The 14,056-nt window shown below is 31.1% G+C and carries 17 protein-coding genes and 1 pseudogene; all 18 read right to left on the bottom strand.

The genetic code is table 11. From position 1 onward, the window contains the following. Positions 1–210: pseudogene (locus KIB46_RS08185) on the bottom strand (hypothetical protein); the annotation flags it as partial. 46 nt (positions 211–256) lie between these two features. Beyond that, positions 257–676 carry a phage holin family protein gene (locus KIB46_RS08180; protein ID WP_291671391.1) on the bottom strand — a complete coding sequence of 140 codons (420 nt, stop codon included), beginning with the start codon at positions 674–676 and terminating at the stop codon, positions 257–259. Positions 677–789: 113 nt separating this feature from the next. Next, positions 790–2,106, bottom strand: coding sequence for a hypothetical protein (locus KIB46_RS08175; protein ID WP_291671390.1), 1,317 nt, complete (start codon positions 2,104–2,106; stop codon positions 790–792). Between the two features lie 14 nt (positions 2,107–2,120). Continuing rightward, positions 2,121–2,744 (bottom strand): hypothetical protein, encoded by a 624-nt coding sequence (locus KIB46_RS08170; protein ID WP_291671389.1) that lies wholly within the window; start codon positions 2,742–2,744, stop codon positions 2,121–2,123. Positions 2,745–2,761: 17 nt separating this feature from the next. Beyond that, the gene (locus KIB46_RS08165) at positions 2,762–3,208 is read right to left on the bottom strand and encodes a hypothetical protein (protein ID WP_291671388.1); all 447 of its coding nucleotides are present in this window, start codon (positions 3,206–3,208) and stop codon (positions 2,762–2,764) included. A gap of 1 nt (position 3,209) precedes the next feature. Further along, a complete protein-coding gene (locus KIB46_RS08160) occupies positions 3,210–3,488 on the bottom strand; it encodes a hypothetical protein (RefSeq protein ID WP_291671387.1) in 279 nt (92 codons plus the stop codon). A gap of 2 nt (positions 3,489–3,490) precedes the next feature. Further along, positions 3,491–4,744 carry a phage tail protein gene (locus tag KIB46_RS08155; RefSeq protein ID WP_291671386.1) on the bottom strand — a complete coding sequence of 418 codons (1,254 nt, stop codon included), beginning with the start codon at positions 4,742–4,744 and terminating at the stop codon, positions 3,491–3,493. A gap of 16 nt (positions 4,745–4,760) precedes the next feature. After that, positions 4,761–5,468 carry a hypothetical protein gene (locus KIB46_RS08150; RefSeq protein WP_291671385.1) on the bottom strand — a complete coding sequence of 236 codons (708 nt, stop codon included), beginning with the start codon at positions 5,466–5,468 and terminating at the stop codon, positions 4,761–4,763. 2 nt (positions 5,469–5,470) lie between these two features. After that, a complete protein-coding gene (locus KIB46_RS08145; protein ID WP_291671384.1) occupies positions 5,471–8,248 on the bottom strand; it encodes a phage tail tape measure protein in 2,778 nt (925 codons plus the stop codon). Positions 8,249–8,495: 247 nt separating this feature from the next. Further along, on the bottom strand, positions 8,496–8,831 hold the full coding sequence (locus KIB46_RS08140; protein ID WP_195617326.1) for a hypothetical protein: 336 nt from the start codon (positions 8,829–8,831) through the stop codon (positions 8,496–8,498). A 46-nt stretch (positions 8,832–8,877) separates the two neighbouring features. Beyond that, positions 8,878–9,507 carry a major tail protein gene (locus KIB46_RS08135; protein ID WP_291671383.1) on the bottom strand — a complete coding sequence of 210 codons (630 nt, stop codon included), beginning with the start codon at positions 9,505–9,507 and terminating at the stop codon, positions 8,878–8,880. 13 nt (positions 9,508–9,520) lie between these two features. Next, positions 9,521–9,838, bottom strand: coding sequence for a hypothetical protein (locus KIB46_RS08130; RefSeq protein WP_291671382.1), 318 nt, complete (start codon positions 9,836–9,838; stop codon positions 9,521–9,523). Positions 9,839–9,845: 7 nt separating this feature from the next. Further along, positions 9,846–10,253: a hypothetical protein gene (locus tag KIB46_RS08125; protein ID WP_278678572.1), complete on the bottom strand. Its 408-nt coding sequence runs from the start codon at positions 10,251–10,253 to the stop codon at positions 9,846–9,848. Then, positions 10,253–10,588: a phage head closure protein gene (locus KIB46_RS08120; protein ID WP_291671381.1), complete on the bottom strand. Its 336-nt coding sequence runs from the start codon at positions 10,586–10,588 to the stop codon at positions 10,253–10,255. The genes KIB46_RS08125 and KIB46_RS08120 overlap by 1 nt, the downstream gene beginning before the upstream one ends. A gap of 11 nt (positions 10,589–10,599) precedes the next feature. After that, positions 10,600–10,881 (bottom strand): head-tail connector protein, encoded by a 282-nt coding sequence (locus tag KIB46_RS08115; protein WP_291671380.1) that lies wholly within the window; start codon positions 10,879–10,881, stop codon positions 10,600–10,602. Between the two features lie 63 nt (positions 10,882–10,944). Continuing rightward, entirely contained in the window at positions 10,945–12,222 is a 1,278-nt protein-coding gene (locus tag KIB46_RS08110) for a phage major capsid protein (RefSeq protein ID WP_291671379.1), read from the bottom strand. Beyond that, positions 12,216–12,803, bottom strand: a complete 588-nt coding sequence (locus KIB46_RS08105) for an HK97 family phage prohead protease (protein ID WP_099328308.1) — start codon at positions 12,801–12,803, stop codon at positions 12,216–12,218. The genes KIB46_RS08110 and KIB46_RS08105 overlap by 7 nt, the downstream gene beginning before the upstream one ends. Then, on the bottom strand, positions 12,793–14,055 hold the full coding sequence (locus tag KIB46_RS08100; RefSeq protein WP_291671378.1) for a phage portal protein: 1,263 nt from the start codon (positions 14,053–14,055) through the stop codon (positions 12,793–12,795). The genes KIB46_RS08105 and KIB46_RS08100 overlap by 11 nt, the downstream gene beginning before the upstream one ends. Position 14,056 lies beyond the last annotated feature (1 nt).

Here is a 14,056-nt window from a genome sequence, read left to right as displayed (position 1 = left end):
TCTATCATTTATTAATGCTGATTCTATTCCTGTTTCATAAGTAGTTGGTTCTGTGCTATTGCCTGTAATTGCTGTTCCATTATACCAAGATACTCCTATATTATTATTACTGCATAAATCGTATAATTCTTTTTCTAAAGAACTACAAGGTGCTGGTAATTCTACATTCTTTCTACTTAAATACGCCACGTAACAATCTATTCTATTCATTTTACATTCCTCCTAAAATTTAAAAATAAAAGAGTAGCCTATTTGACTACTCTTGTTTTAACTCCTTCTTTTCGCCTTCCTTAAGTTGTGCTAATGCCTCTTTTAATTTTTCTGGTATTGGTAAACCTAAACCAGCACAATTTTCTAATAAGCTTATACCTTCGTTGGCAATATAAAAGTAACATACTAATGTTCTAAATACCCAGTTACCAGTGTTTAATAGTCTATCTAATAATACTGCTACAATAAGAACTACAAAGATAACTGCCTTTCTAGCTATCCCTTTTAGTCCTACATTACTAGATACTTCTTTGTTAATATAGGCTCTAATTAATCCTGTTGCATAATCCAGTATTATAAAAAATACTAGAACCATTAAAGCTGTATCCCATGTTCCAAATAACCATGTAAAGCCTGTCCCCACTGCTGCTATTCCCATTTTGATACTGTTAAAAATTTTCTCCATTTCTTTTACCTCTTTCCTTTCTGATTTTTTGTATAAAAAGAGACTTAGAATTACTCTAAATCTCTCTTAAATCTTTTATTAAGTTATGTCGTGCTTTTGATCTATTATACGTTTTATGTTAATTCCAAATCAGCAATTAACATATTATGGTCACTTCCCATTCTAGTTGGTGATGCAAAAACTCTTTTAATTTTAATATTAGGTGTTACAAATATATTATCTATTCCCAATACAGGATTATCGTCACAAGTATTAAAATATTTATCATTATAACCCTGGCAACTAATATATCCTTTTAATTGCTTATATTCATCATAAGATAAAGGGTTAAAATCGCCTGTAATTATTTTATATTTGCATTTATCTTCGTCTAAAACTTTTTGTATATCTTCATATTGAATAGGTCTGTTCTGCGGTTCATAATATGATAAATGAGTAGTATACAAGCTTACTTCTTCACCTCTATATATAGTTTTACAATTAACAAGATATCTCTTTTCAGCCTCACCTCTTAAGGGAATAAGTCTAAAATCAGTCAATGTTTTTCTGCCTTGAATAATATTACTAAGTCCAGAGGGCATTTCTCCCACTATTAATTCAGTAATATCAAATATTTTTAATTTGTCTGTATTATAATTTTTTCTTCCCTCTTGTATACCTATAAAATCAATCTTATTCTCTGAAATATAATCAGTGTATTCATCAAAGTTTATATTTAAACCATGAGTGTTAAATGTTGCAATTCGTAAAGTATTATCCTTTTCCTCATTTATTTTTTCTACAATATAATTATTATATCTAGCAGAATAGGAAGAAACCCCTGGGACTAAAACTATCTTTCCTGTTTGTGTTTGTGATTCATCACCAGTTAGATTGGCATTATATAATGTAGTCCAGTTTGCTTTATCATTTGATACTAAGACTTGTATACCATAGTATATTCTACCTGATTTTACATAAAACTGATACAAAACACTTTGAAACGCTTTAGGTACTCCTAAATCAACTATAACACCACCTAATTTGTCCGGAGTTGTATCAGTTGCAATATCAACGTAAGAGTTTTCATCATCTTTTTGCAATTTTCCATCAGTAACATTGGTCAAACTTCCTCCACTAGCAGTTCCATAAGCTTCAACTTTTGCATTTAAAGCTATATTTGCAACACCATCATAAGCATGAACGGCATATATTGTTCCAAAATTCCAAGTTTCATTGTTGCTTTTACATACTACCTTAATATATCTATATTTAGGAACTGTAACAGGTACGGGTAATGGTCTATCTTCTAATGTTCCTATCCTTGTTGATACTTTTTGTATAAGTTGATCTACATTGAGTCCATCTTTTCTAAAAACCACATCAGAAGTAGTATGAGGATGATATATATTTCCGTTTTCATCTTGTATTTCTATTTTGTTTACAGCCATATTCTCTACTCCTCCTAAACAATTTTAAAGAAAAGCTTCTTCTGTGTAGCATTACTTAAACTTGTTCCAACCTTTACTGTGTCTCCTGGATCACCTTTGGGTCCTTGAGCTCCTGTTGCACCTTTTGCACCTGCTGCTCCCTGTGGGCCTTGTGGTCCAGTTGCTCCAGTATCACCTTTTGGTCCTTGAACGCCTTGAGCCCCTGTTGCTCCTTTTTGTGCTATTAAAGTCCAGTAAGTTGTATTTGTAGGAGTTTGACCGGTGTTAGAAGTTTTACAAGCATAAGTATTACCACTATATGTAACAATATCTATATACGCTGAATTATTTACATAAGCAGTAGAATTTGACCATGCACCTAATAATCTCATTGAAACACCTTTGGCTCCTGCTGCACCAGCTGCTCCAGTTGCACCTCGCTCTCCTGTTTCGCCTTTAGGGCCTTGTATTCCTTGTGGTCCCTGAGCCCCAGTTGCTCCTTTAGGTCCTGTTAATTTACCTGCTGCTAACTTTTGTTCAAATGTTTCTCCATCAGCAAAAATAACGCACTCTGCAGATGTTAAAACATTAACTTCTTCTTCAACCGCACCTGTACTTTCATTTAATAGTTGAACTCTTACTTTTCTTAACTCAGCCATTTTTTCATCTTCCTTTCTTAAACTATTTTTATCCCCATATTAGGTGATACTTTTATGTTCTGATTTCCACCACTTACACTCTGCTTCTCAGTAACCTTAAAATAAAATGTATTTTCCTTCTTTACTGATGGAATTTCTTCACAAACAATTATGTTTGACTTTTCTCCTAAAGATAAATCAATACTATTTATTCTTTTACCTAAAGTTTCAAAAGCAGTTCCATCTTCTTTTGTCCTCGCATCTACTATTTCAGCACTAGAAGGATCTTGTAATGTCATATTTTTTATTTGTTCATCAAACTTATTATCCAGTAAGTCTTGTCTTTCTTTTGTTCTGTTACTTAGATTAGTTGCAGCAATGGTTTCATTATTAATCGCCTCTAGTCCATCTGCTAGGCTTCCTCTTACTTCTTTTCCATAAATAGCTTCCCGTATTTTTTCTAATATGCCACTTATGTTTGCCATACTACACCTCCCCTAGTCTAATGCCACTTATGTGGATATATATATTCACATTTGAACTTGCTTTTAAAATATTGCATACTATTGGATTATCTATAATCAATGTTTTGCTTGGATCAATGTCAAAATAAAAAGCAGCACCATCTATATTTATAGACACTGTTGCTTTTTCCTCATTTCTATTTCCAATTAGTATTGTTTTTAATACTACTCCATTGGTAGAATCTATTAATTTTTCTTCACTAGTTATGTTTCCTGTATATAACCTAGCTATCTCATCCATTTTTAGACCCCCATTATCATATATTTTTTCTGTTTCTTTATATCAATTTCATTTAATTTTGTATGATTATCAACGTCTACAACATCATTTTTTAATGAATTTACCTTATTATTTGTTCTAGAAATATTCTCAGATAAATTTTTAACGTTATTGACTGCTCTCTGGCTAATATCGTTCTGATATCTCTTTATATCTTCAAACTTATCTCCTATAGTTATAGTAGATGATTGAGGAGCTAATATATCAATACTCTGCTCTATAACCCTTAAATATTCATCTATTCCCATAACTTGATTAATAACTCTATAATAGTTGTAAATATCAATATTATATTTATCTATTCCTATCAAAGCTAAATCTACAATAGATAGTTTATGTTTCTTTTTTATTTTATTTAATTCCTCTAACTTCTTTAGTCCTCTATCTTTCAGAACAGATGGAGTATTAACATCATCAAATATTATACTATCTTCTAAAATTCCAAATTCTTTTTGACTCTCAATATCATCAACCCAAGTAACTCCATTATTAACACTTGCAATAGTTAATCTCTCTTCAGTATCCTCTTTTTTACTTCCTAAAGGAGTTATTCTATTCTTAATACTTGTTGGGTCTTTCTCTTGTTCTATTGTAATCATATTTTTAGATAGCCTAATCTCTGTTGGCTTCTTTTCCCCTATTATCTCTAAATAATCAAGATATCTTATATCACCCTCATATCTTATTCTTAGCTCCCCACCTAAAATATTTATAAGCTTTTCCTTAATTGTATCAAGTGTTTTATCGTATCCTAGATACCTATATAAAGAATCATTATTATCTTTTACAGTTACTTCACCAACAACGAATTTTTTATCAGGTTGCTTTTTATTGTGATTATCAATTATGATCTTTAAAAAGTCTTTTACTGATATATTGTGATATTCTCCATAAGTTTGTGTGCTATCTAATAAATAAGCTAATTCACTCTCACAAACTACCTTTTTAGAAAAGTTGCCACTTGAATCCATATTGTTAGTGGGAAGTAATACTCTCCCTTTAAATATTAGCTTTTCAACGCCTTTTAACTTCTGTATTACCTCTATTTTGCTCTTGTATGGAAACAACTTATTATATCCAGGATTATACGGACTTATATTAAATGAAAAACTATCTATAGTATTTATACCTAAATTAACTTTACCAGCTAATAATCTAGGTGCTCCATATGTAATTGTAGATGAATTAATTAATGTTATATCTTCATCATTTATCAAATTTACCTCATACAAATTAAAGCACCTCTCTTCTAAATTTAAACCTTATTTCACCATCACCTTTTAAAGTAAGTCTATTTTCTCCTTTATTCAGCATAAATCTATAATCCTTAGTCACTCCAGGCTTGAATAAATAAATATTTTCTCCTTTAATCACCTCAATATCACTAGTTGTTTCAACTTCTGGAACTATTGATGCTATGCTAGGATTTATCAATAATATCTCCTTAATACCATTGATACTAAAATCTGTATTTTGGCTAATTCCATTTATAAAATTAAAGGTATCCCATATATCATTTCCTTCTTCATATTTTCCATATCTAAATGGATAACATATAAATTTAATTTCAATTCTTCCAGTCATCTCAAATACTTCTAAGGAACTTATTTCTTGAGCCCTTCCTACAAAATATCCGTATTGGAAATCAATTTCTAATTTTTCATTTATAGATGACCTTAACCACATTATAACTTCATCATATAATAAGTTTAACTTTTCTCTTCTTAGATCATTAAAATATTCAAACTCTACCCCTATTGACACTACCCTATCAGGATATGAACTTTCACCATATAACTCTGACATATCATAACTTCCGTTCATAAATGGTACTGATACTTTTAATATATTAGGTGTCGGTTGTTCAACCTCAACTTTGTACAATAGTAACTTAAAATCATCATAACTTTTTTTGTCTGCGAATTTAAATTGTCCTATCATTCTTAGTTAAACCTCCCATATAACATCATATTTGTACCATTTATCGTGTCTAGCTTATTTGATAATTCCTCACCATCTAAATTGAATACTGGCTTATTCTTTTCTATTAAACTATTTTGAACTGAAAGCAACTCTATCATCTTTCTAAACATATCTTCCATTGGCTTTATGTTAAAGCTTGATATATTATTTGAATCAAATTTATCATTTCCTCCTATAGCCTTTGAAAAAGCATTAGAACTCTGAATCATCGTTCCTATATTTTTGCTTGATCTAGTTTGTGGTTGGTAGTAAGCTCCACTTAAAGCGGTATTAGTTAATATTGATTTACTCCTTGCAACTCCAGCTAACTCCTCACTATTAGGATTTATGTTTGTGTTTATATCTATAGATTTAAAAGGATTTATCTTATCTAAAAATCCTCCTATTTTACTTCCAACATCACCTATCCATCCAAATAATTCGGATAATTTATCTATTACCCATTGAATAGGCTTCAATACTGCATCCATAGCTCCACAAATTACATCCTTAAAAGTATCAAATATTGGCTTAACTACCTTACCTATAGTTTGTATGATACTTATAATAGCACTAAAGACAGGCTTTCCTATGCTATTCCAGAAACTACTTATTGCATTAAACACGCTTGTGAATACAGGAAGCAATCTCTGAATAATTGGTGTAACAAATTCTATACAATATTGAATTACTTGACCTATCATTTTAAATAAAGGTTTTATAACTGTTTCGTAAATTGATTTTATTACTTGCCAAAGATTATTAAACGAATCCCTAAAAGCTTCAAATTGAGGTCTGCAAGTTTCTATTAATTGAATTGTAGCTTGCTTAATACCTTCCCAATTAGAGTAAATTGCCATAGCAAGGGTAGCAACCACACCTATTACTGCTCCAATTACAGTTATAACAGGAAGTATTGAAGCACTAAAAAAAGCAGCTACTCCTCCAGCTGCTGCAAATGCTGTTGACATTGCTCCAAGTGATATTACTAACATTCCTATTGTGGTAATAATAGGGCCAATTATAGCAAGTAACCCTCCTATAACACCTATTATAATTGTAATAGCAGATGCTATCTTAGGATTTTCTTGTATCCATGACTTTAACTTATCAACTACTCCTTGTATTTGAGGTATTAAATTATTCAAAAGTGGTAACAAACTCTCTCCTATTGGTTTTAAAAGTCCTGTTTCTATAGTTCTTTTTAAACTTCCTGTTGCACTACTAAGATTATCATATTTAATTTCATTAAGTTCTCCTGCACTTTCATATGTTCTATTAAATGCATCACTTACAAAATTTAATTCAGTTATTACTCCTGGTCCTAAATCTTCCCACATAGTTCCGAATAGTCCTACTCCAACTAAATTTTGTTGTTGAGCATCATCCATTTCAGCTATTTTTTTAATTATTGAATCATAAGTTTCCTTTGCTTTATCTCCACCTTGACTCATTGTATTTGCTACATCATCAGCATTCATACCTAATTTTGATAATGCTTCTTTGGTAGTATTAGATCCATCAGTTAATCTTATATTAAATTCTTTTACAGCATCTCCTACCTTATCTAGGTTCCATGCTCCTAGTTGTGAGCCATCATAAAGAATATTAAACATATCTTCTGCATCAAGTCCAGCTTTCTTAAATTGAACTGAATACTCATTAATTGTATCTAGCATTTCTCCTGAAAAATCAAGTCCATTTTGAGCTCCTTGGACAATTAAATTAAATGCCTCATCAGAAGTTAAACCGAATGTATCCATAAGCATATCTACACTTCTTATACTTTCAGCTATATCATATCCAAAAGTATCTTTTAATCCATATGCTTTTTCAGTAGCTCTTTGAAGGTCATCTCCTGTAAGCCAAAGATATTTATTTACTGTTGCAACTGCTTCAGCTGCATCTTCAAAGCTTTCACCAAAATTATTGTTATAAACATTTTCAGTTATCTTTGAGAGTTCTTCCATATCTTCAGCAGCAGCACCAGTTTTAGCTCTTAAATCATTCATACTTGAGTTAAAAGAATCAGCTTTCTCAATTGCACCACCAAATGAATCTAGAATTTTTTTACCGGTTTCTCCAACCTTTTCACCCACATCCATTACGCCTTGTCCAAGTTCTGACATATGAGCTCCAAATTGTATTACTTCATCTGTTGTACCTTCAATATTTTCTTTAAAACTATCTAAAACTTTCTCGCTATAGCTTGCTTCCTTCCCAAACTCACTAATTTCCCCTTCAATTTTTCTAATTTCACTAGAAAGTTTTGAAATATCTGCTTCAGTTTTATTTATAGTAATTTTCATTCCTGTTAAGCTGCTATCGGCATTTATTACAGCTCTTCTTTTACTCTCAAGTGCTTTTTCTGCATCTTTTAAGTTTTGTTCAAGTTTCTTCACTACTGGAGATGTAGCTCCGTATGCTGAAGAATAATCCTTTATCTGATTCTTAAGGGACTCAACTTCTTTTTGCTGTTCTTCAAAGGCTTTTGTTGCAACCTCCAATGTATCCTTACACTTCTTCATTTGAGTATTGTATATATTAAGCTTTTCTTTAGAATTTTGAAGTTCTCCTGCTACAAGCTTTAGCTTTGCTTTTTGCCCTTCAAGGGAATTTTCAAAATCCTCTGACCCTGCTTTTGCTTTATCAAATTCAGATTTAAGAACTTTCGTGTTCTGGTTTATAGCCTTTATTTCTTGCTTGTATCCACCAGCTTTAAAAGCTAATTTGACTGCTAATACTTTTTCATCTGCCATTTTCTCACCTCCTCTGAACTCATAACCTTGAGCTTTTGTCTATTTTCTTTTACAATCCTTTCTTCATATGTTCCACTTTTCTTCACGTTAGATTTTTTAGAAGGTTTATTGTATTGAGCAAATAGATCCAGTTGCTTAAATAAAAATCTTGGTGAGCTTTTCCAAAAAGTTTCATCATCCCAACTTAGGATAGTTCTAGATAGATAATATAAATTGTCTATATCTATATATCCATTACTATCCTTATCTACTTTTTTTCACTTTCCTCTTTAGGTTCTGGTAAATTAGGTAATAACTCTTTTATCACTGGTGTAAAAGCAGCAACTATTTCTAAATCATTAAACTGGTTAAAGTGTTTTTCTCCAAGAATTCTACCAGTCTTTTTCTCTCTTACAATACTTCCTATAAGCTTTTTAACACCCTTAATTTCATTTTTCTCCATTAACTCTAGGCCTTTTAAAAATCCAATTTTATTTACTCTTTGGTAATGATCTATTGTAGTGTTATCTAGAACACAAATACATTCTAATCCGTTTAAAAGTATTGGCTTTACAACTTTTTTACTTAAATTAATTACTTCCATAATTCCTCCTAATCAAAAAAGGGAGAATTACTCCCTTTTAAATTATCTATTTATTTTTAGCAGCTACAACTGAAGGGGTATACTCTTCTGGCAATACAGGGGACTCAAAGAATTTATCCCATCTTTCTTTTAACCATGTTTTTTCTTCTTCAGATGATGTTGCTTCTATTTCAGCCAAATCTATTATTGCTTCTACATCTCCAGTAGATGCAAGTGGCAACCCAACTCCTGAATAAGTATATGTTTGTCCTTCAGCTTCATCCTCAATAGTCTTATTGGTATGAGAATTTCTCGTAAAGCCAACATTGTAAATAATTCTTCTTCTAATATTTCCATCACTCATTAGGATTTCATATCCTACTGCATAGGCTGGAGTTTTATCTCCAATATTTTTATAGGCCATCCCACCTTTATATCCTTTACCTGTGATTTTTGCATCTAATGATGGTGGAGTATCTGATGATACTTCCATATCTACAGTTACTTTTGATATAGATTTCTTACTTTGTTCTACAATATTATCTCCATAATATTGACCTTCTCTGTACTCATCCTCTGTTTCAAAATTCACCGCCCATGGTAGTAGAAACTTCTCTCCGTAAGTCGGCTTAGACCCAACCTTATCCGTTTCAAGTGGCCACATAGTTATTCTGCTAATTCCTTCTTCTCTAGCCATTTATAATTCCTCCTTACATTATCTTTTTGTAATTCATAGTTATTTGATAATAATTAACTCCCTCAAACTTTATAGGACTATTAATTATTACCTTCTTAAAATGTGCTTTTTCTAATTCTGATTTAATTTTATTTACAGTGCTATCAATATCACTCTCAATATATAAATTTAAATATATATCATATAGAGCAGTTTCTTCTCTATTGTCACCAGAACTATTTGGATATTCATTGAAGGTATAAACTAATTGAGGATATTCATTTCCTACTCTTTCAAGAAAATTAACCTCTATTCCTACTGATTTAAGGGTATTTTCTATTAACTCTTTCATGCTTATATCACCTCAAAGCATTATCAATTTCAGTTGATATAATATCAATCATTTCTTTTTGTGCATCTTTCTTACACTCTTGAAAAGCCCTTTCAACCCATCCAACATGTTTAGTTACATGAGTCTTTCCTACATCATATCCGTAATTTTGAAACCAAAGATGCTTTGTTTCTTCCCAGTTTGTTTTGTCTATACCAGCCTTTCCCCAAACGCTTCCACTTTTATATGACTTAACAGATATAACTTTTAAGGCTTCTCCACCTTTTCCACTCTTTTTAGGTGCATATCTCTTAAGGCTTTTTAATGCTGTTTTTGTAGCTCCTCTTACAGCTTTTACACCAACCTTTTTACCCACATTCCCTAAAGAATCTAATGTATTAAATAATTCGTCAAAGCCTTCTACACTTAAACTCATTATTTACACCTTCTCGCCTTAATTTCTATATAAATTCCTCTTTCCTCAATATCATTTATATAAACTATCTCATAGGCCTGATTTTTAAAGATAATCCTATCTTCTTCGTGTATTTTTATTGTTTTACTAGCTCTTATATAAAAAGTTTTTTCTATTTTTACACCCGTTCCTTGAGCTTGAATAAATTCATCTCCTCTTACATTTAAAACCTTTGCTCTTGTTTTTATTTTATCTTCCCATACAGGAACTTTAATCTTATCTACATTCTTTTTGTATGCACAATGTTGAATTGTTATAGGATGCTTCAATTCTCCTGGTGATATTTTAAACTTCAATATACTCACCCCTATAAAAGATTTTGTGCATATGAATCTAAAATCGAAGATATAAGAATATTAGCTTTGCTACTATCTGCAGAATATACTCTGTTTTCAAACATTTCATTGCATATTACCAATAAAGCTATAGTAATATCTTCATGCATATCTAATTCATCATCACTTAATCCTGTATAAGACTTAACACGACTTTTGGCACCTTCAAGAATTATCTTCAATAATCCACTATCTTCATCATATGCATTTGCATATTCTTTAACTATTTCTACATCTACTTCACTAAACTTCATATTTACTCCTAAAAGAAACAAAGAGTATCACCGATACTCTTTGCATTGTATGAATTTTATTTATTAATTTTCACTTGGCCCTTCGCTTTTAGTTCTCTTACTTCCGCTGCTTAACATTGATGCTGGATTAAATACTCCTGCTAATTGTTCTTCATCCTTTACTTTACCATCCATATACACATCTGAACCATATCCAATTAGTCCTTTTCTTGTATACATAGAATCATTATATATATAAAGAGCTACTGATTTTTGTGTATTTGTATGATAGGCTTCTGGAGTAGCAAGTACTATTAAGCACTTTTCACCTTCATCCTCTATTGTTGGTAATGCATCAGTTACTTCAACAGGTAAATTTAATAACTTATAACCTGAACCTTCTGCAACATTAGGTTGTAATAATGGTCTTCCTATAGAATCCTTTAATAAATCAATTTGTAAGAATGTATTATCATTCATAAACCATTTTGCTCTATTACGTACCGATTTCTTTATACTTGCTTTACACTTCTTTAGTGTGTCTACACTTAAAACGCCTCTTTCTTCTAATGTAAACTTCTTTTCTTCTTTTATTGATTGAACTATTCCTTTAGGTTGCTTAGTTCCTGAACCATTAAAAATAGCATCTTCTATTGCATCTGTCATTGAATCTGCTATATCTTCCTTTATAAATCTTTGAAGATCTAACTCTGCTACATTTACCATTTGTTGAGTAATTGCAGACTCTCTATATAATCTATTTTGTCCTAGCTCAACAACTTCTAATGTAGGTATAGTTGGTGTTGGATCATCTGCTGGATTTTCATCTTCCCACTTCGCTGCACCTGAAGTCTTTTGCTTAGGTATCTTTACATTACCTTTTATAGAAGTTGAATTAAAGAAATTGTAGACATCACTTCTATCCTTAATCTCCTTTATAATCTCCTTGGAAAGCTCTGAATTTATCACATAACCACCTTGCTCATTATTTCCTGTATTCATGGCAGTTGTTGATGCCCTTGATTCAGCTGCTTTTCCTAAGAAAATATCTCTAAGCTCCTCATTATTTATCTCTTCTTGTGTTCTTTTTTCTTCTTCCTCATCATCCTTTTTCTTATCAACATTATTAAGGGATCTTAATGTCTTATCTTTCTTTATTAAAGAATCTATCTTATTTATTTCATTTTCAATTTCAGTACATCTAGTTTCTTCATCATCTGTTAATGTTCTTACTTCTCCCTTAGCAGCTGAAACTATTCCTTCCATTTCCTCAATTAATTCATTTCTCTTTTCTTCTAAACCCTTTACTTCTACTGGTAATGCTCTAAATTCTGCTATTCTCTTAACCTTTTTTGCTAACATTTCTTTGCCTCCTTAAATTTCTCTATCATTTTTTCATACTTCTCATAATTATTGCTGTTATCAGTAACAACTCTAACTTCTACATCTAATGTTCTTTCTTCTACTAGAATTTCCTTATTGTCTCTCATTTCTATTGATGTTCCTACATATGCAGGCATTCTAGTATCATCAATAATTGACACTTCAAATAAGTCTAATTCTTCAATAAACCTTTTTTGAGTTCCATCTTGGTCTATCCAAGAATCTTTTTCAGGATAAAACCCAAAAGACCATCCTCTTAATTTTCCTTCTCTAGCTTTTTGAACAGTTTCAGGATCCTTGACTGTGCAAATTGCCCTTAATCCAATTCCATCCTCAAATAACTCTAAATTTCCCTCAGATGTTGAACCAAGCTTTCTTTTTTTATCATGATTTAATAACAAATCTACATTTTTACGCTTTTCTAATGACTTTTGAAATGCTTCAGGCTTAATTTGTTCAATAAATTTCCCTCTTGGAGAAGGTATTGGCTTACTATCCTTACCAGTTGCATTTACATATCCATCTAGAAGAACGCTATCACTTCTTACTTCAATCCTCATTTGTCTCCTCACCTCCCTTCAAAGAATTAATATTTGTAGTTTTATTTGTATTTGGAGTGTAAATTTCTCCAGTTTCTGTATCATAAATAACATCATTAAGTCCTAATACAACCTTATTGTTAAATGCCTCAATAGGAGGCTTGTTTTCCTCATATCTAGCCTCATTAATGGTTAATATTTTATTCTTAATACCTATTTCATAAGCTTTATACCTCTTTTCTATATCTCCCTTTAACACTTCTTTAGTATCATGGGCAAAAAAATAAGACCCTTTTTCTTTTTCAAGAAGTAAGTCTCGATTTGAAGCTGATTCTATTGCATGTAATATTGGCAATATAGCTAACTTTATGAACTTTTCATAGTCTTCTTTATTTGCTTTACCATCTCCCCCTATAATTGAAGGTGGTACATTAAATATCTTGCAAATTTCCTCTGCATTTGAAGTTTTATTTTCATTTATCTGCATTTCTGTTGGAGTTGCAGAACTTTCTTTAAATTTAAGCCCTTTGTTCAATACAACACAATTCTCCGAGTTGTTTGAGTACATATTTCGCCATTGCTCTTTTAACTTGTCAATAGCATCTTTGACCAACTTATTTTCACTTTCTATGAAACCTTTCTTGTTACCACCAGTTTTAGAAAGTATATTTTCATAATTTAATGAATTATAGACTACTGATAATAGTAATGGTGATGTTTTAATTATCCCCTTGCCTTCAGATCCATCACTTGAATTTCTTAATAATTTAAAGAAATTGTGAGGATAATACTTTTCTCCATTAACCCAAATATCATAACTCTTAAATATTGGGTCAATATTTTTATGAACATTAACTTCTTTAGGTTCTACATGATGAATACTTACTATTTTATTTCTTTGCTTATTGATATAACTATATGAATTCCCCTCAAGGAAATAATCGTATATAGTTGCTTTCCAAAACTCAAAAGCGTTTAACGTATCCCCTGTTTCATCATTTAAGAGTTTGATTCTATAATCGTCAATTACCTCTTCTACTTTTCCATTCTCTTCTCTATATAATTTGAGTGGAATCATAGCAACTGTATTAGCTATTAATTCTATACAACCAAGGACTGTTGCTATATTTAAAGTCTTTTCTGTATTGATACTATCTGTTTCTATTAAAGCCTTTAATAACGTATTAATGTCAGCAAGGCTGTTTATAGCTTCTTCATCCAAAACTTCTTCTGCATTTCTTTTTTCTTTCCTAATTCTCTTAAATAGCTTCACT

The sequence above is a fragment of the Clostridium sp. genome (assembly GCF_018372875.1).
GTDB lineage: Bacteria > Bacillota > Clostridia > Clostridiales > Clostridiaceae > Clostridium.
Note: the sequence above shows the minus strand (reverse complement) of the source record. Positions and strands in the feature narration are given on the sequence as shown.

Excerpts from the sequence above, each read along its gene's own strand:
- KIB46_RS08105 (WP_099328308.1), bottom strand. The coding sequence starts at position 12,803 with ATGAGGATTGAAGTAAGAAGTGATAGCGTTCTTCTAGATGGATATGTA.
- KIB46_RS08110 (WP_291671379.1), bottom strand. The coding sequence starts at position 12,222 with ATGTTAGCAAAAAAGGTTAAGAGAATAGCAGAATTTAGAGCATTACCA.
- KIB46_RS08150 (WP_291671385.1), bottom strand. The coding sequence starts at position 5,468 with ATGATAGGACAATTTAAATTCGCAGACAAAAAAAGTTATGATGATTTT.
- KIB46_RS08115 (WP_291671380.1), bottom strand. The coding sequence starts at position 10,881 with ATGAAGTTTAGTGAAGTAGATGTAGAAATAGTTAAAGAATATGCAAAT.
- KIB46_RS08160 (WP_291671387.1), bottom strand. The coding sequence starts at position 3,488 with ATGGATGAGATAGCTAGGTTATATACAGGAAACATAACTAGTGAAGAA.
- KIB46_RS08165 (WP_291671388.1), bottom strand. The coding sequence starts at position 3,208 with ATGGCAAACATAAGTGGCATATTAGAAAAAATACGGGAAGCTATTTAT.
- KIB46_RS08130 (WP_291671382.1), bottom strand. The coding sequence starts at position 9,838 with ATGAAAGAGTTAATAGAAAATACCCTTAAATCAGTAGGAATAGAGGTT.
- KIB46_RS08175 (WP_291671390.1), bottom strand. The coding sequence starts at position 2,106 with ATGGCTGTAAACAAAATAGAAATACAAGATGAAAACGGAAATATATAT.
- KIB46_RS08140 (WP_195617326.1), bottom strand. The coding sequence starts at position 8,831 with ATGGAAGTAATTAATTTAAGTAAAAAAGTTGTAAAGCCAATACTTTTA.
- KIB46_RS08125 (WP_278678572.1), bottom strand. The coding sequence starts at position 10,253 with ATGAGTTTAAGTGTAGAAGGCTTTGACGAATTATTTAATACATTAGAT.
- KIB46_RS08180 (WP_291671391.1), bottom strand. The coding sequence starts at position 676 with ATGGAGAAAATTTTTAACAGTATCAAAATGGGAATAGCAGCAGTGGGG.
- KIB46_RS08170 (WP_291671389.1), bottom strand. The coding sequence starts at position 2,744 with ATGGCTGAGTTAAGAAAAGTAAGAGTTCAACTATTAAATGAAAGTACA.
- KIB46_RS08145 (WP_291671384.1), bottom strand. The coding sequence starts at position 8,248 with ATGGCAGATGAAAAAGTATTAGCAGTCAAATTAGCTTTTAAAGCTGGT.
- KIB46_RS08135 (WP_291671383.1), bottom strand. The coding sequence starts at position 9,507 with ATGGCTAGAGAAGAAGGAATTAGCAGAATAACTATGTGGCCACTTGAA.